The organism is Listeria sp. ILCC797 (assembly GCF_900186185.1).
Taxonomy (GTDB): domain Bacteria; phylum Bacillota; class Bacilli; order Lactobacillales; family Listeriaceae; genus Listeria; species Listeria goaensis.
Map to the genome: position 1 here is coordinate 17,657 of NZ_FYBS01000007.1, position 21,917 is coordinate 39,573.

At 40.3% G+C, this 21,917-nt stretch carries 20 protein-coding genes; 5 read left to right on the plus strand and 15 right to left on the minus strand.

Translation table 11 applies throughout. From position 1 onward, the window contains the following. The first annotated feature begins 422 nt into the window (after positions 1-422). From BN1609_RS08460 to BN1609_RS08470, 3 genes are read left to right on the plus strand one after another with little or no spacing between them, the layout of a single operon-like run. Positions 423-1,877, plus strand: a complete 1,455-nt coding sequence (locus BN1609_RS08460) for a glycoside hydrolase family 1 protein (RefSeq protein WP_088810060.1) — start codon at positions 423-425, stop codon at positions 1,875-1,877. 52 nt (positions 1,878-1,929) lie between these two features. Then, on the plus strand, positions 1,930-2,232 hold the full coding sequence (locus tag BN1609_RS08465; protein ID WP_088810061.1) for a PTS sugar transporter subunit IIB: 303 nt from the start codon (positions 1,930-1,932) through the stop codon (positions 2,230-2,232). A 35-nt stretch (positions 2,233-2,267) separates the two neighbouring features. After that, on the plus strand, positions 2,268-3,644 hold the full coding sequence (locus BN1609_RS08470) for a PTS sugar transporter subunit IIC (RefSeq protein ID WP_088816025.1): 1,377 nt from the start codon (positions 2,268-2,270) through the stop codon (positions 3,642-3,644). Positions 3,645-3,696: 52 nt separating this feature from the next. Here BN1609_RS08470 and BN1609_RS08475 read toward each other — a convergent pair whose 3' ends face one another. From BN1609_RS08475 to BN1609_RS08490, 4 genes are all read right to left on the minus strand, one after another. After that, a complete protein-coding gene (locus BN1609_RS08475) occupies positions 3,697-4,425 on the minus strand; it encodes a MurR/RpiR family transcriptional regulator (RefSeq protein WP_088810063.1) in 729 nt (242 codons plus the stop codon). Positions 4,426-4,508: 83 nt separating this feature from the next. After that, a complete protein-coding gene (locus BN1609_RS08480; RefSeq protein ID WP_088816024.1) occupies positions 4,509-5,165 on the minus strand; it encodes a DUF1129 family protein in 657 nt (218 codons plus the stop codon). A gap of 86 nt (positions 5,166-5,251) precedes the next feature. Then, positions 5,252-6,385, minus strand: coding sequence for a hypothetical protein (locus BN1609_RS08485; RefSeq protein WP_088810065.1), 1,134 nt, complete (start codon positions 6,383-6,385; stop codon positions 5,252-5,254). 12 nt (positions 6,386-6,397) lie between these two features. Next, on the minus strand, positions 6,398-7,285 hold the full coding sequence (locus BN1609_RS08490) for an ABC transporter ATP-binding protein (protein WP_088810066.1): 888 nt from the start codon (positions 7,283-7,285) through the stop codon (positions 6,398-6,400). Between the two features lie 150 nt (positions 7,286-7,435). On the opposite strand from BN1609_RS08490, the gene gshAB reads away from it, so the two are divergent. Beyond that, positions 7,436-9,769: a bifunctional glutamate--cysteine ligase GshA/glutathione synthetase GshB gene (gshAB, locus tag BN1609_RS08495; RefSeq protein ID WP_088840750.1), complete on the plus strand. Its 2,334-nt coding sequence runs from the start codon at positions 7,436-7,438 to the stop codon at positions 9,767-9,769. Between the two features lie 269 nt (positions 9,770-10,038). Beyond that, on the plus strand, positions 10,039-10,596 hold the full coding sequence (locus tag BN1609_RS08500) for a hypothetical protein (protein WP_088810068.1): 558 nt from the start codon (positions 10,039-10,041) through the stop codon (positions 10,594-10,596). A gap of 176 nt (positions 10,597-10,772) precedes the next feature. On the opposite strand, the gene ychF is transcribed toward BN1609_RS08500, so the two are convergent. From ychF to mnmE, 11 genes are all read right to left on the minus strand, one after another. Further along, positions 10,773-11,873: a redox-regulated ATPase YchF gene (ychF, locus tag BN1609_RS08505; RefSeq protein ID WP_088825770.1), complete on the minus strand. Its 1,101-nt coding sequence runs from the start codon at positions 11,871-11,873 to the stop codon at positions 10,773-10,775. Between the two features lie 148 nt (positions 11,874-12,021). Then, the gene (locus tag BN1609_RS08510; protein WP_088810070.1) at positions 12,022-13,488 is read right to left on the minus strand and encodes a catalase; all 1,467 of its coding nucleotides are present in this window, start codon (positions 13,486-13,488) and stop codon (positions 12,022-12,024) included. Positions 13,489-13,595: 107 nt separating this feature from the next. After that, positions 13,596-13,802 (minus strand): DUF951 domain-containing protein, encoded by a 207-nt coding sequence (locus tag BN1609_RS08515; protein ID WP_369821892.1) that lies wholly within the window; start codon positions 13,800-13,802, stop codon positions 13,596-13,598. A 26-nt stretch (positions 13,803-13,828) separates the two neighbouring features. Continuing rightward, complete coding sequence (locus tag BN1609_RS08520; protein WP_088810072.1) at positions 13,829-14,674, minus strand: ParB/RepB/Spo0J family partition protein; 846 nt, start codon at positions 14,672-14,674, stop codon at positions 13,829-13,831. Next, the gene (locus BN1609_RS08525; protein ID WP_088810073.1) at positions 14,667-15,428 is read right to left on the minus strand and encodes a ParA family protein; all 762 of its coding nucleotides are present in this window, start codon (positions 15,426-15,428) and stop codon (positions 14,667-14,669) included. The genes BN1609_RS08520 and BN1609_RS08525 overlap by 8 nt, the downstream gene beginning before the upstream one ends. A gap of 188 nt (positions 15,429-15,616) precedes the next feature. Then, positions 15,617-16,354 carry a transcriptional regulator gene (locus tag BN1609_RS08530; protein ID WP_088840752.1) on the minus strand — a complete coding sequence of 246 codons (738 nt, stop codon included), beginning with the start codon at positions 16,352-16,354 and terminating at the stop codon, positions 15,617-15,619. A gap of 106 nt (positions 16,355-16,460) precedes the next feature. Beyond that, positions 16,461-16,766: a hypothetical protein gene (locus BN1609_RS08535; RefSeq protein WP_088810075.1), complete on the minus strand. Its 306-nt coding sequence runs from the start codon at positions 16,764-16,766 to the stop codon at positions 16,461-16,463. A gap of 13 nt (positions 16,767-16,779) precedes the next feature. Next, complete coding sequence (noc, locus tag BN1609_RS08540) at positions 16,780-17,634, minus strand: nucleoid occlusion protein (RefSeq protein WP_088816017.1); 855 nt, start codon at positions 17,632-17,634, stop codon at positions 16,780-16,782. A gap of 71 nt (positions 17,635-17,705) precedes the next feature. Then, positions 17,706-18,422, minus strand: coding sequence for a 16S rRNA (guanine(527)-N(7))-methyltransferase RsmG (gene rsmG / locus BN1609_RS08545; protein ID WP_088816016.1), 717 nt, complete (start codon positions 18,420-18,422; stop codon positions 17,706-17,708). Between the two features lie 132 nt (positions 18,423-18,554). Then, positions 18,555-20,441: a tRNA uridine-5-carboxymethylaminomethyl(34) synthesis enzyme MnmG gene (mnmG, locus tag BN1609_RS08550; RefSeq protein ID WP_088839022.1), complete on the minus strand. Its 1,887-nt coding sequence runs from the start codon at positions 20,439-20,441 to the stop codon at positions 18,555-18,557. 12 nt (positions 20,442-20,453) lie between these two features. Next, on the minus strand, positions 20,454-21,827 hold the full coding sequence (gene mnmE / locus BN1609_RS08555; RefSeq protein WP_088816014.1) for a tRNA uridine-5-carboxymethylaminomethyl(34) synthesis GTPase MnmE: 1,374 nt from the start codon (positions 21,825-21,827) through the stop codon (positions 20,454-20,456). Positions 21,828-21,917 lie beyond the last annotated feature (90 nt).

Below are 21,917 nucleotides of genomic sequence, written 5' to 3' on the forward strand. Positions count from 1 at the left end.
CATGAATGTTTCACGTGAAACATTTTTTGTACGCAAAAAAAAGCACCAGACAAGCGCCTGGTGCCTTCCCATTTATTCAAAATGAGATCCATGCTTCTCTTCAAATTCCATCTATGCATTTACTGAAAACTGGGCATACTTGTCCCCTGTAAATGCGAAAATGGAAAAAAGCGCACGAACAATATATAAGAATTCAACTAAACTTGCTTGTGCCTTTGAAAGAAACATCGATCTCACCTCACTTTTGATTTATTTCTTACAGAATAACTTGATTTTGGCATTTTGTCAATGAAACATGTTGTTTCAGTTTTGAAACTTTTACCAATCACATGAAACAATGACCAGAAAGGCATGAAACTATTTACGTTTAGAAATAAATCGCTTACATTGAGAATAACAAGTTTAATGACGGAGGTGTCAAAATGGAACATAAAAATCTAAAGCCCTTTCCAGAAGATTTCTTATGGGGTTCTGCATCTGCAGCCTATCAAGTTGAAGGAGCTTGGAATACAGACGGAAAAGGCCCATCAGTATGGGATAATTTTGTAAGAATACCCGGAAAAACATATAAAGGAACAAATGGAGATGTCGCTGTTGACCACTACCATCGCTACAAAGAAGACGTTAAATTGATGGCTGAACAAGGATTGCGCGCCTATCGTTTCTCCGTTTCTTGGAGCCGTGTAATTCCGCATGGCAACGGGGCGGTTAATGAAGCTGGCTTGCAATTTTATGAAAATCTCATTGATGAACTGATTTCTTGTGGGATAGAACCAATTGTAACGCTCTATCATTGGGATATCCCACAAGGTATTCAAGACGAATACGGCGGCTTTGAATCTCGGCGTATTATTCAAGACTTTACGGATTACGCGGAGGTGCTATTTAAACGCTTCGGCGACCGTGTGAAACACTGGGTGACCCTAAACGAGCAAAATGTATTCATCACGCACGGGTATCAATTGGAGTATCACCCTCCTGGGATTTCGGACTTAAAACGCATGTATGAAGCAAATCATATCGCCAATTTAGCGAATGCTTCCGCGATTAATAAATATCGCGAACTTGGCCTGGATGGGAAAATTGGACCTAGTTTTGCTTATGGACCAAGCTACTCGATTGATGCAAATCCAAAAAACGTTTTAGCTGCCCTTGATAATGAAGAACTAAGTGCCTATTTTTGGATGGATGTTTATACGTTTGGCGAATATCCTATTGCCGCTTGGAACTGGCTGGTAGAAAATGATCTTGCACCTACGATACAGCCAGGGGATATGGAGCTCTTAAAACGTGGTCGCCCAGACTTTATGGGTGTCAACTACTACCGCACTATGACCAATGCTTTCAACCCAAGAGATGGTGTTGGGGCTGGGAAAATGAACACGACGGGCAAGAAAGGCACTACGGAGGAAAGCGGGATCCCGGGAGTTTCGAAGCACGTGAACAATCCACATTTAGAGAAAACGAATTGGGACTGGGACATTGATCCGACCGGGCTTCGAATTGGGCTTAGACGTATCACGAGTCGTTATCGCTTGCCGATTATGATTACCGAAAATGGGCTTGGTGAATACGATTCGCTAACAGAAAACAAGGAGATTCACGATGAATACCGTATTGATTACATTCGTAACCATCTATATGCAATTCAAGAAGCAATCACAGATGGCGTCGAAATGATTGGTTATTGTACGTGGAGCTTCACAGATTTACTTAGCTGGTTAAACGGCTACCAGAAACGCTATGGTTTTGTTTATGTAGACCGCGATGAAACCGACGAAAAAGAGCTTGCACGTTACAAAAAAGATAGTTATTTTTGGTATAAAGATACGATTGAAGAAAATGGGCGCAATATTGAACGAGAAATGAAAAAATGAGTGCTACTCCTCCGCCCTTTTCGCAGGGCGGAGAAAAAACAGGAGGTTTACTATGAAACAAATTTTACTTGTTTGTGCAGCAGGAATGTCCACCAGTTTGCTAGTTGAAAAAATGAAAGCGCACGCAAAAGAGATTGGGGAGGATGTTGCGATTGAAGCGCTCTCGATTTCTGAAGCAAGCAATAAAATAAATGATGTCGATATCGTCATGCTTGGCCCACAAGTTCGCTATCAGGAGAAGCAGATTAAGGAAATGGCTGCTGGCCGAATACCTGTAACCGTTATTGATATGATTGATTATGGTAAAATGAACGGTGCTGCAGTCTTAACGAAGGCGCTTGCTGCAATTCACTAAAAATTAAATGATTTTTAAAATGGGAGGTTTTTTAAATGAGTATGATGACCAAATTTGAGCATGGTATGGAGCGCTTTTTAGTTCCCGTGGCAAACAAGCTAAATTCACAACGCCACATTGCAGCCATTCGTGATGCATTCATTTTAGTTTTCCCTTTAATTATGGCTGGTTCAATCATTATTTTACTTAACTTTGCAGTCCTATCTCCAGACGGATTTATCGCTAAAATTTTATTTCTTGGTAAGATTTTTCCCAATTTAGCGGAAGCACAAGCCGTCTTTGCTCCTATTTTACAGGGCTCCACCAACATAATGGCCATTTTGATTGTTTTTTTAGTGGCACGAAACTTGGCAATCTTTTTTAAACAAGATGAGCTCTTATGTGGTCTTACAGCTATTGGGGCATTCTTCATAATCTATACGCCGTACACGATGGTTGAGGAACAAGCTTACTTAACTATCAAATTCTTAGGTGCCCAAGGGCTTTTCGTCGCTCTAATTGTTGGTCTTATTACTGGGGAAGTTTTCAGTCGGTTAGCACGTAACGAGCGGTTAGCAATTAAAATGCCGCCCCAAGTGCCGCCAGCGGTTTCACGCTCGTTTAGAGTGCTTGTACCGGTTATTATTGTCATGATTCTCTTCTCTGTTTTAAATTACCTTATTTCGCTGATTGCTCCAGCGGGACTTCACGATTTGGTGTATAAAGTCATTCAATCACCACTTAAAGATATGGGGACAAATGTTTACTCCGTCTTAATTCTTGGCTTTATTTCGAACTTGCTTTGGATTCTTGGTATTCATGGTCCAAATACAGTTGCTGCGATTCGTGATACCATTTTCACTGAACCAAACTTAGCAAACTTATCTTACGTTTCGGAACATGGATCGGCTTGGGGCGCACCATACCCGGCAACTTGGGCTGGCTTAAATGATGCTTTTTCTAACTACGGCGGCTCTGGAATGACGCTTGGTCTTTTAATCGCCATCTTCATTGCCTCTCGCCGCGCTGATCATCGTGATATTGCCAAGCTTTCTATTGCGCCCGGGCTTTTCAATATTAACGAGCCTGTCATTTTCGGGCTACCAATTGTATTAAACCCGATTATGTTTATTCCTTTTATCGTCGTACCGGCAGTCACTACACTAGTTGGGTATTTCTTTGTAGCAACGAAAATCATTCCACCGATTGCTTATCAAGTGCCTTGGACAACTCCAGGCCCGCTGATTCCTTTCCTCGGAACAGGTGGAAACTGGCTAGCTCTACTGGTTGGGCTACTCTGCCTGGCCATCGCAACTGTCATTTATTTACCATTTGTTATTATTTCGAATAAAGTAGCCGCGTCTGATGCTGCAATGGACGCTAAAGCAACCGAATCGGCTGAGAAAACAAAGCCCGAAGTTGTAAATGAATAATTAAATCGCGCGCACCAAAAAAGAAAGTTCTCAAGAAGGAGAACTTTCTTTTTTAGGCATGTTCTTGATTATATGTACGTTTTGCCATCGATTCTAGCAAAAACAACACAGGAATTTGAGTCGTAATATTTGTCCGGTCAACCATTTCTGGCGTCACAAAGTACGGAATATTTACATCTGAAAGCCCTGCAAGCGTGTTCTTTGTTGTGTTCGTAATGCTAATAATTTTACTGCCATACTCGCGCATGTTCTGCGCCTGCAAAATGACTTGATCTGTTTCACCAGATACCGATAAAATAATCATAACAGCATTCTCAAACTGCTCTCCAGGATTGGGGTAAAAGGGGTCTTTAATATAAAAGGTTCTTTTTTTCAAGTTGGAGAAATAACGGGAGCCATATTCTGCTAGAATCCCTGATGTCCCTATCCCGAAAAACACAACCAGGCTTGCTTGCTGAATCATGCTAACTGCAGCATCCAATTGCTTGTCATAGTCACGATTTAACGTCCGCTCAAAAAACTCTTCCAAAACCTCAACTGTATCCGCTGTTTTCCTCTTACTATTTGATTTAGCTTCTTGTTTTAATTGAACTTTAAATTCTGAAAAGCCATCAAATCCGAGTTTTCGTGTAAAACGAACAATTGAAGCTGGCGAAACATGTGTCGCTTCTGAAAGTTCTCTCACTCGCATAAACATAACTTTATCCCGATTTTCCATAATAAAACGGTATAAATGTTGTTCTGTTTCCGTAAATTGCTTAATAATTTCATAGGAAAACATCATATTCCCCCCGATTTGTTATGATTATTTCCCGGGAAATAATCATAGGAAGCAGGTTGATTTCAACCTGCTTCCTTCTTATTTTATAATGATGGAATGTTTTTCTTTCTTTTAATGTACCATCTAAGTGCTAGAATGGCAGCTCCGGCAATGACCATGACCGTCGGATCTAACGCAACGTTAATTGCTGGTGGAACTGTAATTTGAACAATCGTCATAATGAACATCCACAGTGCGATAACTAGGACGGCCATTAATATGTAGCGAAGTGTTCCACCTTTTCTTCCTGCACGCATTTCTGTTGCATAACGGCGTAAAATAATCATGGCGAAACCACCTATAATACCCGTTATAAGGAGAACAGCTAATCCTAAAGTTTGTCCTTGGAAATAAGCACTCAATCCTGAAATAAGCATCATTGCGCCCAGAACGAGTAAGCCTCCGTCTAAACCAAGCCACCATTTGCTTGTATTTGGTGCCGCTTCAGCACGTGCTGCTTTAACCGTTAAAGAAGTGACATATTCTGTCGGTGTTAAGTCAAACAATTTGCGGGCCGTTACGCCTTGTTTTTGTTCCGCCAAGATTTTTTCTGTCATTTCAATAAGAATACTTTCTTGCTGTACTTCTGGGTAACCCGTCTGACGTAAATGTTTTTCAACTTCTTGTACATATTGCAAGTTCTTTTTTGTGAGCTTTTCTTTTTGCTCGGCTAAAGAAATGTTTGTCGTTTCAGTAGTCACTAAATTAATTCCTCCTAATTTTCAAGCTGAATTCTTTTCCTACAAACTCTATTATACCTAAACTTTTTCTAAAACGCGATATTATTTCAACTTGATTTTGCCATTTGGAAATACGCATTATAGCGCCGAACAATCCATATTGCTGCGAAAAAGGCAATGAAAAGGACGACTATCGCAATACTGAGATAAAGGGACAAGGAAATACCACTTTCTACATTGCCATCCGTAGCATTGGCAACAAATAAACCTGAACTGAGCGCGAAAAAGAAATACACAATCCATTTCACCCAGCCAAACGCGAACAATTGGCCATTGCGTTCCAATTTTTGGTTATTAAATAGCCAAATGGCGAAAATAACACATGCAATCATTAGTGCAAAGAAAAACCAAAGCGGGCCGACTGATTTTAACTGCATATCAAACGGCGAGAAGACTTTCAAATAGTCCTCACGTAAAATGAGCGATGACATATCTAATTCACCCTTATTGCGATTTAAAATCATATACATTTTGTCTAGGCTGGCGATAAGCAACACTGGGAAGAGAAGCGCACCAACACCTATTAAAACGCTCGCAACTGGCGAAGCAATACATAAGCCGATAATGACGGCTACTAAGAAAATTAAAATAAAACTTAGGTAGGCTCCTAAAATGTCGTGAAGCAATTTCGTTTTTTCCCAGTCAAGATATTCGGCTGGTATTTTAGCCTGAAAGTAAAGCATTCCCGCCCCTAAAGAACTGAGGAGACCGACTGTAATTGCGCTGATGCCTAGCAACATTTTGACCGATATAACGTGGCGTCTTTTGTATGGCAACATGGCGGTAAAGCGATTTTTGCGTGTGAACCGCTCAAAGGCAACGATAAATAATCCAAGAGCAAAGACAGCAATCTTAATGATGTCAAAGAAAATCGATCCTGTAAATGATATGTAATAAGGACTTATATCCTCATATTTTGGGTTTACCAACTCTGGAAATAGTGGATTCAAATAAACAATCGTTAAATTCGTTTTAATCTCTTCTTTGGAAAGCTGCAAATCGGGGTCACTTTCCTGTTCTTTTTGGAAACTTTCAGAATGATAATAGTCGCGCGTATCTGCCCACGTATTCGCATCCGTCATCAGCCCGCCAAAAATCCCGATAAAAAACATGATAACAAGAAGAACTAAAATCCATCTAGCGCTTTGCCACTCCTTGTACCACAATCCTTTTGAAAACATATTTTTTCCTCCTTATAACTCTAAGTACGAAATCTTTTCTTCTGCTAAATAAAAGGTGAAAATGTCCTCCATCGTCATGGTCATTTCCTCCAAGAGAAGGACTTGTTCTCGTTTTAAGCGCTCTAAAAATTCCTCTTTATCTTGTGATACGTAAATCGTAAAGATTCGTCCATTCCGGTAAAGCAGTTTCGCTTCCTGCTTAACAAAATCCGGCACACCTTTTGTTTTAAAAGCGACTTGAATTTTCATTGTCTGCTGCCTAAATTCTTCCAAATACAAATCCAGTTCAAGCGATGCGCCTTTTAGAAGTAAAACACGGTCAGCAATTTCGTCAAGCTCGTCTAGGCGATGCGAGGCGACTATAACGCTTGTATGTTTCTCCTTCGCCTGCTCTAAAATAAAATTCAAAATGTCACGTTTAATCATGACGTCAAGCCCTTCCATCGGCTCATCTAAAAGTAAATATTTCACATTTAAGGAAAAAGCTAAAATCATAAAGAATAACGCTTTCCTACCTTTTGAAAAAGAAATGATTTTGGTGTCCATCTTCATGTCAAAACGTTCCATTAGCTCTTGAAAATAAAATTCATCGAAATCCGTATAAATTGAGCGGTATAGTTTTACAATCGTCTTGACATTATGAGAGTTAAAATAATTCATACTATCTTCTAAAAAGAAGATTTCTCGCTTTAAAGCTGGCTTATTTAAAATATTCTCGCCATCAATTGTGACTTTTCCTTCATCTGGCAAAAAAATCCCTATTATCGTGCTGAATAAAGTTGTTTTTCCGACACCATTTCGTCCGATAAGCGCTGTAATTTCACCCGGCTTTAACTCAAAAGAAATATTTTGTAACACAATGTTGTTATCAATAACTTTTTTGATGTTTTCTACGCGCATAATATCCCATTCCTTCCAAAAATATACTCACCCATTTATTATACATGAAAGCAGTGTAACTATTAAAGTATTTCACAAACCAATTGTTATACTATTCACTCGCTTTGTTGTAATATTGAGTATGAAAATAAACGCGCCTGAGGTGAAAACATGATTAACTTAGATTCACAGTACATTTCTTTTATTAAAAAAAACCCTCTTTTAGCTAAACAACTTTTTTCGGGACATTTCGGATTGGAAAAGGAAAACTTACGCGTGACGCCTAGTGGGCATCTAGCGCTAACCAAGCATCCCTCTATTTTTGGACCAAAAGAAGAAAATCCATATATTAAAACCGATTTTTCGGAAAGCCAAGTTGAAATGATTACGCCTGTCTGCGATTCTGTGGAGGATGTTTATAATGCGATTACAAATTTGCATAATATTGTTTCGCTAGCGCTTCCTGAAAATGAGCAGCTTTGGCCAAACAGCAACCCTACCCTTATTCCGGCCGAGGAGGACATTCCGATTGCCGAATACCAGACAAAGGATCATCCAAATCGCCTTTACCGCGAACATTTAGCGGTGGAGTACGGTAAGAAAATCCAGCTTTTATCTGGCATTCATTACAATTTCTCTTTTTCTGATGATTTTTTGAAAGAGCTTTTTCAAGCGTTTCGCAAGGAAAATGAGACGTTTCAGGCTTTTAAAAATCAGATTTACTTAAAAGTGGCCAAATATTTTATGAAAAATCGCTGGTTATTGATTTACTTAACGGGCGGCGGCCCTGCCTATATGGACGGCTTTACGACCGTTCCTGATGCTGTGAAAACTGCGGATAATGCGCGGATTATAAAGGACGGCATTTCCTTACGAAACAGCTCTGCGGGCTATAAAAACAAGGATTCCTTGCATATTGATTACGATTCTTTTGATGGTTACATTTCCTCAATTGCTCGCCACATTGAAAATGGTCGAATTAATAGCATGCGTGAATTTTACAATCCTATTCGGTTAAAAAATAGCCATACCGACCAAACGCTTGAAAGCCTAGCTGAACAAGGCGTTGAATATATTGAAATTCGCGCAATCGATTTAAATCCACTTGAGAAAAATGGGATTTCCAAGGAAACTTTGCATTTTATTCATCTGTTCTTAATTACTGGTTTGCTTTCTGAAAATAATCGACTTTGCCCTGATAATCAGCAGATATCTGATGATAATGAGGAGAAAATTGCACTTTTCGGCCTTGCACAACCACCTATTATGGGTTGTGACCATGTGGAAACTCCATTTTTAGAGGCTGGTTTACTAGAATTAAACAAAATGTCGACGTTCCTTTCAGAGCTTGTCCCAGACGATAAGGAGCTGCAAGACGTCATTTCACTTCAAAAAGAACGTCTGGCTAACCCTGCAGAAACGATTGCCGCCCAAATTGCGACAAAAATTAAAGAGCTCGGCTATTTAAACTTTCATTTAAATGTCGCTAAGGAATCACTAGAAGAAGCAGATGCCGAAGCATACCGTTTTATCGGCGCGGAAGACATGGAACTTTCTACGCAAATTTTATGGAAATCTGCCTGGAAGAAAGGTTTAAAAGTCGACGTTTTAGACCGGTCGGAAAACTTTTTACGTCTGTCACTTGGTGATAAAAGCGAAATTGTGAAGCAAGCAACCAAGACGTCTAAGGATAATTATGTGACGGTACTTGTAATGGAAAATAAAGTGGTGACAAAACGCATTTTGGCTGAAAATGACATTCGCGTTCCGTTTGGGGAAAATCATACTGAGCTAGAGGATGCTCTTTTGAGCTATTCAAATTTCGCAGGAAAACAAATTGTGATTAAGCCTAAATCAACGAACTACGGTGTAGGCATCAGCATTTTTAAAAACTTTTTCACAAAAGAAGCTTTTGAAGAAGCTATCAAAATTGCGTTTAGCCATGACTCTGCGATTATGATTGAAGAATTCATTCCTGGCGATGAATATCGTTTTCTTGTAATGGGTGATGAAGTGGTGGCGGTGCTAAAACGAATTCCGGCTAACGTTGTTGGTGACGGAATTCACTCGATTCGCGAACTTGTGGAGGAGAAAAATTCGGATCCACTACGCGGGACAGATCATTTAAAGCCGCTCGAAAAAATCCAACAAGGGCCTGAAGAAACCTTGATGCTTTCGCAGCAGCAGTTGATGTGGGAGGATATACCGAATTTAAATCAAACGGTTTATCTCCGGGAAAACTCAAATATTAGCACTGGCGGTGATAGTATTAACGTCACTGATGAAATGGATTCTTACTATAAAGATTTGGCTGTTCGTGCGGCAAAAGTTGCCCATGCAAAGATTTGTGGTGTCGATATTATTGTGCCACCTAATCCAACTGACTATTTAAATGCAGCGATTATTGAGCTAAATTTCAATCCTGCTACTCATATGCATGCGTTTCCTTACAAAGGTGAACGTGTTGCGACAGGTGATAAAATTATCGATTATCTTTTTAAATAACCTTTTGGAGATAATTAGATTTTAAAAATAAAAAGCATGAAACCGGTAATCACGCCATTTTGAAAATGGGCCCTACTGGTTGCATGCTTTTTATTTTGACCAGACTTTTTTATTTCACTTAAAACTCTAAAAGTTGGAATACAGACTGGGACTAGGGCTTTCCCCTCTTTTTAATGCCGTTTTTATTTTTGTATATAATTTTATTGATTTTCATTTTTTCGTATGATAATATATAAAAGAAAACAACACAAAAAAAGAGGAGGATTTACATGAACACTATTAAAAAAACTTTTTTCCCAGCACTTCTATTTTTAGCAATGGTTGCAGCAATTGTTTGGGTAGTACCTTCACAAGATGCTGAGGCAGCAGTTCCAGAAAATAATTTAACTTATCTTCTTACTTGGCAAGCCCCAACTGGCGAGATTGATTACTACACAATTTATAGAGATGGGCTGAAAATCGGAACCACTTCTGGAACTGGCTTCTATGATATGGGTCTTGCACATGGAACTACATATAAATATAGAATCGACGCTACTTATAAAAATGGACATGTCCAAATATATTGTAGTTACCCTAGAACCTACACAACAGCTGGAACAAATGATTTAACGTGTAAAATAACTTGGAGAGCTTCTTCTTCCGATGTTGAATATTATGTTGTCTATCGTGATGATATAGTAATTTTCACAACTGATGGCTTATCTTTTGTTGACCGAAACCTTACACCAGGAGAAACATATCGCTATAACTTACAGGCTGTCGATAGAGCTGGAAATAGGTCTGTAAAAACTGCTCCACTTTACTACACAGCTCCAAGTAATTAAAGCAGAGCCTATTCCTCTAAAAGTTTAGATTAAAAACTCTAACTTTTTAGAGGTCTTTTTATTGTTTTAAATTTAAATTACATATGGTTTAAGATTGTCTATAAAGAAAAACCCGACCGGCTAAATCCAGTCGAGTTTTAACTAAAATAGTAAGCTTTTGTTTCACGTGAAACACTTTATACGTTAAATCGGAAGTGGACAACGTCCCCATCTTGCATGGGGTATTCTTTTCCCTCCAGACGAACTTTCCCAGCCTCTTTAGCCGCTTGCTCTGAGCCGTATTCAACGAGTGCATCATATGCAACCACTTCGGCACGAATAAAGCCGCGCTCAAAGTCTGTATGGATAATTCCCGCACATTGCGGCGCCTTCATACCCTTACGGAAAGTCCATGCACGTACTTCTTGCACGCCAGCAGTGAAATACGTTGCTAATCCCAGTAATGAATATGCAGAACGAATTAATTTATCCAAGCCAGATTCTTCAATGCCAAGTGCCTCTAAAAATTCACGCTTATCTTCGTCTTCAAGTTCCGCAATTTCTTCCTCAGCGCGCGCGCATACTGCAATAACTTCTGAGCCTTCGCTAGCCGCGAATTCCTGCACTTTTTGCACATAAGGATTGCTAGACGGGTCAGCCACGTCTTCTTCACTCACATTCGCAACATAAAGAACAGGCTTTTTAGTTAAAAGGAAAAGGTTCTTGACGATTTTGTCTTCCTCTTCATTAAATTCCACTGCACGTGCTGGTTTATCGTTCTCAAAAGCATCTTTTAGCTTAGAAAGCACGTTAAATTCAGCGACAGCGTCCTTGTCTTTCTGCTTTGCAAGTTTCTCCACACGACCAATTCGCTTATCAACCGTTTCAAGGTCTGCTAAAATCAGCTCTAAATTGATTGTTGAAATATCGTCTAGCGGATCAACTCGGCCTTCAACGTGTGTAATATTTTCATCTTCAAAACAACGTGTCACATGACAAATTGCGTCCACTTGGCGAATGTGAGATAAAAATTTATTACCAAGCCCCTCACCTTTACTTGCTCCTTTTACAATCCCAGCAATATCGGTGAATTCAAACGTAGTTGGTACCGTCTTTTTAGGTTCTACAAGTTCAGTTAATTTATTTAAACGTTCATCAGGAACTTCTACAATTCCTACATTTGGATCAATTGTTGCGAAAGGATAATTGGCTGCTTCCGCCCCAGCTTTCGTAATTGCATTGAAAAGTGTAGATTTCCCTACATTGGGAAGCCCCACAATACCAGCTGTTAATGCCATGTTTAAATTGCTCCTTTGTTAGTTATTAACATACAAAACGAGTTAGTCTCGTTTATTTTCACTAAGTAACATTATAAAGGTTTTTCCCCTAAAATACCACCCTCCCATAAAAAAACAAGCCAGTTAAAACCGGCTCGTCAGTTTACTTTCATTTTAAATCTGTAATATGTTTTTCTAAATCAATACCTGTTCCGGCTGCAACTCGAGCTGCAAACTCGGGTTCAGCTTGATAGAAGTTGCGCAAGTTGCGCACTTTAATATCTTCACGGACAGTTTCCCAGTCATCAACAATATTTTTAACAAGCGCGTCACGCTCCGCTTCCGTATAACGATGCCACACTTCTTTCGCATGTCCAAAATTATTTTTCTTCTCCGCTTCAAGGCGGCCAGCAACATGACCTCGTATTTCTTGCTCTGGCTCAATATAAGTTGGATTTTCTTTTGGCTCCGTCTCATAACTATTTGGTTCAAAATTAATACCACTCGTCTGTTGTTTAAATGGCATTGCCCCATCACGTTGATTATTTTGCACAGGTGTTTTCGGGCTATTTATCGGCAATTGCAAATAATTTGGTCCCACACGGTGCCGCTGCGTATCTGAATACGAAAATAAACGACCTTGCAATAAGCGATCCTCCGACGGTAGCATACCTCTTACAAGTACTCCCGGATTAAATCCAACCGATTCCGTTTCCGCGAAAATATTTTCAGGGTTACGATTTAATTGGAGCGTTCCGACTAATTCATATGGGAAAACATCTTCAAACCAGTCTTTCGTAGCATCTAGTGGATTGAAATCAAATTTATCAAGGTCAGCTGGATCTAATACTTGCACATATAAATCCCACTCCGGATAATTACCTGCTTCAATGGCTTCATATAGGTCACGTGACGCATGGTTGAATTCTTTCGCCTGAATTTGAGAGGCTTGTTCGGTTGATAGATTCACAATCCCCGCTTTTGGTTGCCAACGCAATTTTACGTATACCGTTTTTCCTTCTTCGTTTATCCATTTAAACGCGTGTACACTTGAACCCCTAATTTCCCTATAAGAAGCAGGTGTTCCTTCGTCACTGAATAAGTATGTAATCATCGTAATCGCTTCTGGCGTCAAACTGATGAAGTCCCAATAACGGTTTGGGTCTTGAATATTTGTTCGCGGATCTGGCTTAAGCGAGTGGATTACATCTGGAAATTTAATAGCATCACGAATAAAGAAAACTGGTAAATTATTACCTACAAAATCATAGTTCCCTTCTTCTGTATAAAACTTAACTGAAAATCCGCGCGGGTCTCGAAGCGTTTCAGGAGAATGCAATCCGTGAATAACTGTTGAAAAACGAGCAAACACTTCGGTCTCCTGTCCTTCTTCTTGAAGAAAGTGCGCCATAGTATATTTTTTCATACTATTCTTAACAACAAATTTCCCGTGTGCGCCTGCTCCTCTCGCATGCACAACACGCTCTGGAACACGTTCTCTATCAAAATGGGCTAGTTTTTCAATTAATACATAATCCTCTAGCAAAGTAGGTCCTTTGAGTCCCGCAGTCATCGAGTTTTGATTATCACCAATCGGGACACCTTGATTTGTTGTCAAATCTTTTTTATCATTCATGTTAACCCCTCCATCTGTTTAAAATAATTATTAAATGATACTAATTATAGTGTAAGGTAGGCCATTTAATTATTCAACTATTTCAACTTAAAAAAAGAATCTAGATTCTAAGATCCAGATTCTTCAAATTTTGCAACTATTTTCTTCACTTTACGCTCAAACTCTCTTCTTGGCAGCATCACGCTATGCCCACAACCAACACACTTTATCCGAATATCCATTCCCATCCGAATAATTTGAAATTTATTTTCCCCACAAGGGTGAGGTTTTTTCATTTCAACAATATCGTTTAAACCAAAATCTAATTTATCCAAACTCACTCACCCTTCCAAGAACTCCTTTAATCCAAATCGATATCTAAAATATCTAAAATCCTGTTCAAATCGTCGTCCGACAAAAATTCGATTTCAATCTTTCCTTTTTTATCTCGGCGTTTAATATTAACTGCTGTTCCAAATTTACTCCGCAATTGATCTTCACTTTCGCGAATATAAGCTGGTATCTTCTTAGGCTTTAATGTTTCACGTGAAACATTCTCATTTGTTTCCGTAACTAGTTTCTCTAACTGTCTAACAGTCAAGCCATCTTTCACCGTTTTTTTCGCAAGCGGTAAAATGTTTTTCTTTGCTTTTAAACCTAGCAACGCCCGACTATGTCCAACTGATAACGAGCCATCTCGCAGCATATCTTGAACTTCATCTGGTAAAGTTAACAACCTGATAAAATTAGCAATATACGGACGACTTTTCCCAACTCGTTCCGCTAATCTGGCTTGTGTTAATTTTAAATTCTCCATTAAAAATGCGTATGATTCGGCCTCTTCTAGCGGAGACAAGTCTTCACGTTGTAAGTTTTCTATAACGGAAAGCTCCATTAATTCAACATCGCTAAGTTGGCGTACAACAGCTGGTATTTCTTCTAAATTCGCCGCTTTGGAAGCTCTGAAACGTCGTTCACCTACTACAATTTGATACTTGTCATCAATTTGGCGTAAAATAATGGGCTGTAAAACACCGTGCGTCTTAATTGAATCCCGCAATTCATTGATGGCCTTCTTATCAAAATTCTTTCTTGGCTGAAATGGATTTGCTTCGATTTTCTGAGTTGCAACAAAAACAACTGCTTCTTCATTCGTATCCACTGTATTAAAAAGTGCATTTATACCTTTACCAAGGCCTTTAGCCATGCGAAATCACTTCCTTCGCTAGTTCTAAATAAACTTCTGCCCCTTTTGATTTTGCGTCGTATAGAAGAATCGGTTTCCCGTGGCTAGGCGCTTCACTAAGTCGAATATTTCTCGGAATGATTATATCAAACACTTTATTTTGGAAATATTTTTTAACTTCTTCAATGACTTGAAGACCTAAATTCGTTCGCGCATCTAGCATGGTTAGAAGTACTCCCTCAATTTGCAAATCTGCATTTAAATGCTTCTGTACAATTCGGATTGTATTTAACAACTGGCTAAGCCCTTCTAGCGCATAATATTCGCATTGAACTGGAATAAGCACAGAATCTGATGCAGTGAGCGCATTTAAAGTTAATAGTCCTAATGATGGTGGACAATCAATTATAATGTAATCGTACTCTTCTTTCAGCGTATCAATTGCTTTTTTAAGCCGGATTTCTCTAGAGATAGCTGGTACCAATTCCACTTCTGCCCCAGCAAGCTGAATAGTAGCCGGAACGACATCCAGATTATCTAATTCTGTCTTCTGTCTAACTTCTTGAATTGGAACATCATCAACGAGAACATTATAAACACAATTTGTAATCTCGCCTTTATTAATGCCCACTCCACTCGAAGCATTCCCTTGTGGATCAATGTCCACAAGCAAAACCTTCTTTCCTAAGAAAGCCAGGCTTGAACTCAAATTAACTGAAGATGTAGTCTTTCCTACACCACCCTTTTGATTTGCTAATGCAATAACTTTGGTCACTTTTTTCTCACCAACCCTTATCTACTTGCTGAAATATATATCTTCTTTTCTATTTTACCAAAACTTTTTGATTTCGTCTTATATTTCTTCAAAAAAATGTTTCACGTGAAACATTTCAACTGGATTCCATTGTTTTACAACACATAAAAAGACGCCGCAAAGGGCGCCCTTAAAGGATTTATAGCATATTATTTCGCTGAGATTTCATTTAAATTAAATGTTGCCTTAACTTCCAGTGCCTGCCAAGCCTTTTGATACATACGCAAAGTCAAATCTGGATCTCCTGCTTCAATACGCTCGATAATTGTTGGCGATAAGTCTGATTTTAGCGCCATATCAAGTTGAGACCACTTCTTAGCAATTCGCTTGGCAAAAACAAATTGACCTAGTCTCGCAGAAAAACTATCTAAATAGTGAACGATACCTTCGTTTTCATACGCAAGTTCTTTTAAAGTGTTAAAATCATAGTCGCTCATACCAATGCTTAGCTCGGCCTTTACACGACTTAGGAAAATTCGTTTTGCTTCCTCACGATAAGCTCCCATGTTATCTGTAAATGGGTTCTTATCTTTGAAATATCCTTTAGCAAAACAGTAGTATGTTTCAGATTCTGAGAAAGCAGTAAAATAAATAAGGCGGCAGTTTTTATCTTTAAAATGAATTTTCATTTCTTGAATAGGTTGGTCGATGGACGTTTCAATACGCGTGCTTTGCAGGGAATACGCTTGGCTCTTCCCTATCGTAAGATGAATATCTGGTAAAATTTGCTTGCCAGTACTCATTTTTCTTGTTTCCGCTTGTTCCAATTGTAACAGCCCTTGAAGAAGTAACGTTGCCATCAAAGGTTCTTCAAGAATTAAGTTGCGTACAAAGTCATACGCTTGAAATTCACCTTGTTCGTCTTTTACAAAAACAATTTTAGTCATACACCTGCGCGGTTAACCCGCTCCCTCCTTTATCTCTTATCTGTTTTTTACATTTTCCTTTTTCTATACCCTAAAAAAAGAAAAACAATCCCTTGCAAGATTGCCTCTAGTTGTTTGCTGCATCGTACTTTTTCGCTTTTTTATACCAGCCATAAATATCACGTACGAGTAGGATAATATATACGAAAGCAACAATGTACATTAAATAACCTAATCCCATATTTAAAAATGCTCTTGCCGTGCTCACTTCAGACGCCGCACGACTCGTCAACATCGGGTACATAAAGAAAATAACCATGCGTTGCGGTTGCAAGCTCAAGATAGCCGTTGTAATAGAAGATACGAATGATGGTAAAATCATTGCCGCGCAACTAATTCCGATAATATGCCAAATAATTTTCACGATTTTCATAACAGATTCCTCCCTATGATTTATTTTTTGGAATCTGAATCGTAATCTCAAAAAATTCCTCGGATTCCTGCTCTTTAACTTCTAAGTCTAACCCACTTTTTTGAACCAGCTGAACAGATTCTTTAATCGTGTTAAGCGCAATGCGAACATCCTTACTGACAGCCCGAATTTGTGGCTTTTTAGGCTTAGGAGCTTCTTCTTTTTTTGTTAAAATTTCTTGAATAAGTTGGTCGGTTTGTTTCACATTAAAATTTTGCTTGATAATTTCGTTTAAAACCAATGTTTGCTGCGCCTCTGTTTCAAGAGCGAGAAGCGCACGCGCATGCCTCTCAGAAATATCTTTCACCAAAACCGCGTCCTGAACCTCTTTAGGCAACTTCAAAAGCCGTAGTTTATTCGCAATAGCCGATTGGCTCTTCCCAACTTGTTTCGCTAAATCGCCTTGCGTCACACTTTGCATATCAAGAAGCGCATCATACGCTTTCGCTTCCTCAATTGGCGTCAACTGTTCGCGCTGCAAATTTTCAATTAATGCAATCGCAGCCGTATCATCATCATTAAAATTCTGAATAATCGCAGGGATTTTTTCTAAATTTAAATGGCGTGCCGCACGATACCTTCTTTCTCCAGCAATAATTTCATAGCCGCCATCTTTTATTTCGCGCACTACGATGGGCTGAATTAAACCGTGAATTTGGATGGTTTCAGCCAATTCTTCAATTTTATCTTGATTAAAAACCGTTCGCGGTTGAAATTGGTTAGGTATAATGGAATCAATTGACAGCTCTTCAACATGTTTTTGCAAACTCATTTCTTCGGCTTCGTTATTCTCATTTTTATCCTTTTTTCCAAATAGTGAAAAAGCCATGCAGTTTCGTCCTTTCCAAGCTTCGTTCGCTCATTTTAAGTCCTACCTCTATTTTAGCAGAATGAAAAACATTACTCAATCGGTTGTTTATTCGGCGTTCCCGCCTTACGCGGATACTTATTCGGTGTTTCCTTTGTTTTTTCAATGACATATATATTTCGTTCGCTTCGCTCAACTGGAAGTTCAAACGCAAAATGATTCGTCACTTTTCCCCCAAAAAGAGAAATTGCCTTTGCAGCCACTTCGAGCTCCTGCTCCGCCTGCTGTGCCTTCATCGCAAGGAAAACTCCGCCTTTTTTCACAAGCGGTAAGCATAGCTCCGACAACACACTCATTCGCGCAACGGCACGAGCTGTTACGAGGTCAAACTGCGCCCGGTGTGCCTTGTTTTGGCCGAATGTTTCCGCACGGTCATGATAGAAATTCACATTTCCAAGTTGCATTTGTTCCGCCAAATGATTCAAAAATGTAATTCGTTTCGCGAGGGAATCGACAATGCTAACTTCAAGGTGTGGGAAGCAAATTTTAAGTGGAATGCTTGGAAAACCAGCGCCCGCCCCAACATCACAGACAGATTTAACATTTGTAAAATCTACAAAAAAAGCAGCCGAAATCGAATCATAGAAATGTTTCAAATACACGTCTTGTTTTTCAGTGATTGCGGTTAAATTCATCTTTTCATTCCATTCGACCAGCGTTTTATAGTAACAATCAAATTGATTCATTTGATCTTCATTTAAAAGAATGCCTTTTTCAGCAAGAGCAGCCTTAAATTGTTCTGGATTCATTTTCTTCCCCTTTTCCAATCATTTTCCATTTTATTTTATCATAACTCGGGCATTCTTGTTAGACTATACCAACAAAAAAAGCATTTAAATCGGAATCAGCCAAGCTAAAACCTGTTTAAATGCTTCTTAAGCTTATTTCACTTTCGCAATTTTTCCTTGTTCAATATAAACGAGCAAAATGGAAATATCTGCTGGGTTAACGCCGCTAATTCGGCTGGCTTGTGCGATGGAAAGTGGTCGAATTTTTTTGAGCTTTTCAACCGCCTCTGTCGCAAGTCCGAAAATCGCGTCATAATCAATATTTTCAGGGATTTTCTTATCTTCCATGCGCTTCATTTTTTCAACTTGCTGATAGGACTTTTCGATGTAGCCTTCATATTTGATTTGAATTTCCACTTGTTCTGCAACATCCGGTGAAGCAATTGTTTCACGTGGAACAATTTGGATGATTTTTTCGTATGTCAATTCTGGACGGCGCAAGAAATCTGCGGCTAAAATACCATCTTTAAGTTCGGCGCTACCTAAACTGCGTAGCATCGCTTGGACTTCCTCAGTCGGCTTAATTCGCGTCTTTTGGAGGCGTCTGATTTCTGCTTCAATTTCGGCTTTCTTTTCTAGGAAGCGAGCGTAGCGAGCATCCGAAATCAAACCAATTTCATGTCCAATTTCCGTTAAGCGCAAATCCGCATTATCATGGCGTAGCAGTAAACGGTATTCTGCGCGAGAGGTCAATAGACGGTACGGTTCCTCCGTCCCCTTTGTAACCAAATCATCAATTAAAACACCAATATACGCCTCGTCGCGGCCTAGAATAATTGCGTCCTTGCCTTGCACCTTGCGGCAAGCGTTAATTCCCGCCATCAGGCCTTGACCGGCCGCTTCCTCATAACCACTCGTGCCGTTCAGTTGTCCGGCTGTAAACAAGCCCGGAATAAGTTTCGTTTCAAGCGATGGCCAGAGCTGGTCAGGCATCACCGCATCATATTCAATCGCGTAGCCCACACGCATCATTTCAACATTTTCAAGCCCCGGAATCGTCCGAAGCATTTTTTCTTGAACGTCTTCTGGCAAGCTCGTTGAAAGCCCTTGGACATAAACTTCTTCAGTGTTGCGACCTTCCGGTTCAAGGAAGATTTGATGGCGCGGCTTATCACTAAAACGCACGATTTTGTCTTCAATGGACGGGCAATAACGCGCGCCCGTTCCTTTTTTCGTGGCTGTAAACATTGGCGAGCGACTTAAATTTTCATTAATAATGGTATGTGTGCCTTCATTTGTGTAAGTGAGCCAACACGGCAATTGGTCAAGCACCATGCTAGTTGTTTCAAAGCTAAATGAACGCGGGTTTTCGTCTCCCGGTTGAATTTCTGCTTGCGAATAATCAATCGAACTTGATTTGACACGCGGAGGGGTGCCCGTTTTAAAACGTCTTAAAATGAAGCCTAATTCCTCCAAGTGTTCGGACAGCTTGACGGACGGTTGCTGATTGTTTGGACCACTGGAATATCTTAGTTCGCCGACAATAATTTCACCGCGCGAAAAAGTACCCGTCGTTAAAATGACAGCATCCGCCGTGTATTTTGCACCGCCATTTGTAATGACACCTTTGCAAACTCCGTCTTCGATGACTAGGCGATCAACGAGACCTTGCTTTAGCGTAATATTAGGCTCTTTTTCGATGGTGTGCTTCATTTCGTGCTGATAATCCCATTTGTCCGACTGTGCACGGAGCGCGCGCACTGCTGGGCCTTTTCCGGTGTTTAGCATGCGCATTTGCACATACGTTTTATCCGTGTTACGTCCCATTTCGCCGCCGAGCGCATCGATTTCGCGTACGACAACGCCTTTTGCGGGACCGCCGACAGACGGATTACACGGCATGAATGCCACCATATCCAAATTAATTGTGAGCATGAGCGTTTTTGCGCCCATACGCCCGCTAGCTAAGCCTGCTTCAACGCCTGCGTGGCCAGCTCCAACGACAATAACATCATATTGTCCTGCATCATAAATTTGCATCTATTTCACTCCTTATTTTCCAAGGCAAAACTGATTAAATAATTGATCTAATAATTCGTCCTGTACCGAGTCGCCTGTAATTTCGCCTAGCAAGTCCCAGGCGCGGGTCATATCAATTTGCACGATATCAACTGGCATGCCTGTTTCAACACCTAAAATGACAGCGTCTAGCGCGTCTGACGCCTGATGAAGCAAGGCGATGTGGCGCACGTTTGAAACATACGTCGCATCTCCAGCATCAATTTCGCCAGTGAAGAAGAGCGTTTTAATTGCTTCCTCAAGCTCCACAATGCCGCCGTCCGTTAACATGGATGTTTCTACGACTGGTTGCCCGCCTGCTAAACGCGTGACGCTAGCGATATCTATTTTGCGTTCTAAATCGGTTTTGTTTAACACGACAACAAAACGGGTTCCGCGTGCGGCTTCAAAAAGCGCCTCGTCCTCTTTCGTTAGCGGTTCATTTTGGTTCAAAACGAGCAACAGAAAATCGGCTTCTGCGAGAGCTTTTCGTGATCGTTCTACCCCGATTTTTTCTACAATATCCTCGGTTTCGCGAATGCCCGCCGTATCAATCAAGCGAAGCGGCACGCCGCGCACATTCACGTACTCTTCAATGATGTCACGCGTCGTTCCTGCGATGTCCGTGACAATCGCTTTATCTTCCTGAATGAGCTGATTCAAAAGCGATGATTTCCCCACATTTGGTCGGCCGATAATGGCCGTCGCAAGACCTTCTCGTAGAATTTTCCCCTGACTTGCGGTTTGAAGCAACTGGTTCACCGACGCTTTCACGAGGTGCGTTTTCTCGAGTAGCATTTTCACGGTCATTTCTTCCACGTCGTCGTATTCTGGGTAGTCGATGTTCACCTCGACTTGCGCTAGCGCGTCTAAAATTTCCTGTCTAAGGCTCCGTATTAAGCGCGACAAATTGCCGTCCATTTGCTTGAGCGCAATACCCATCGCTCTGTCCGTTTTCGCTCGAATTAAGTCCATCACGGCTTCCGCTTGTGATAAATCAATTCTTCCGTTTAAAAAGGCGCGTTTTGTGAACTCTCCTGGTTCAGCTAGGCGAGCGCCACTTCTTAGTAGGAGCTGCAACACCTGATTCACCGATACGATGCCACCATGGCAATTGATCTCCACAACATCTTCACGTGTAAACGTCCGTGGCGCACGCATAACCGAGACCATCACCTCTTCAATTGTTTCGCCTTCTTCTTTTATATGACCATAATGAATGGTATGACTTTCTGCGTCACTAAGCCGTTTTTTGGCATAAAAAATACGATCCGCTACTGGAATCGCCTCATCACCGCTTAATCGAATAATTGCAATGGCACCCTCGCCTGGCGGTGTTGAGATCGCAGCAATAGTATCAAAATCCATTCTACCCCACCTTTCTCCGCAACAAAACGGATAAATTTAGTTTGAATAAATTTTCATTTGCACTCAACAGTTCGCTCTGCTTTCACCAAA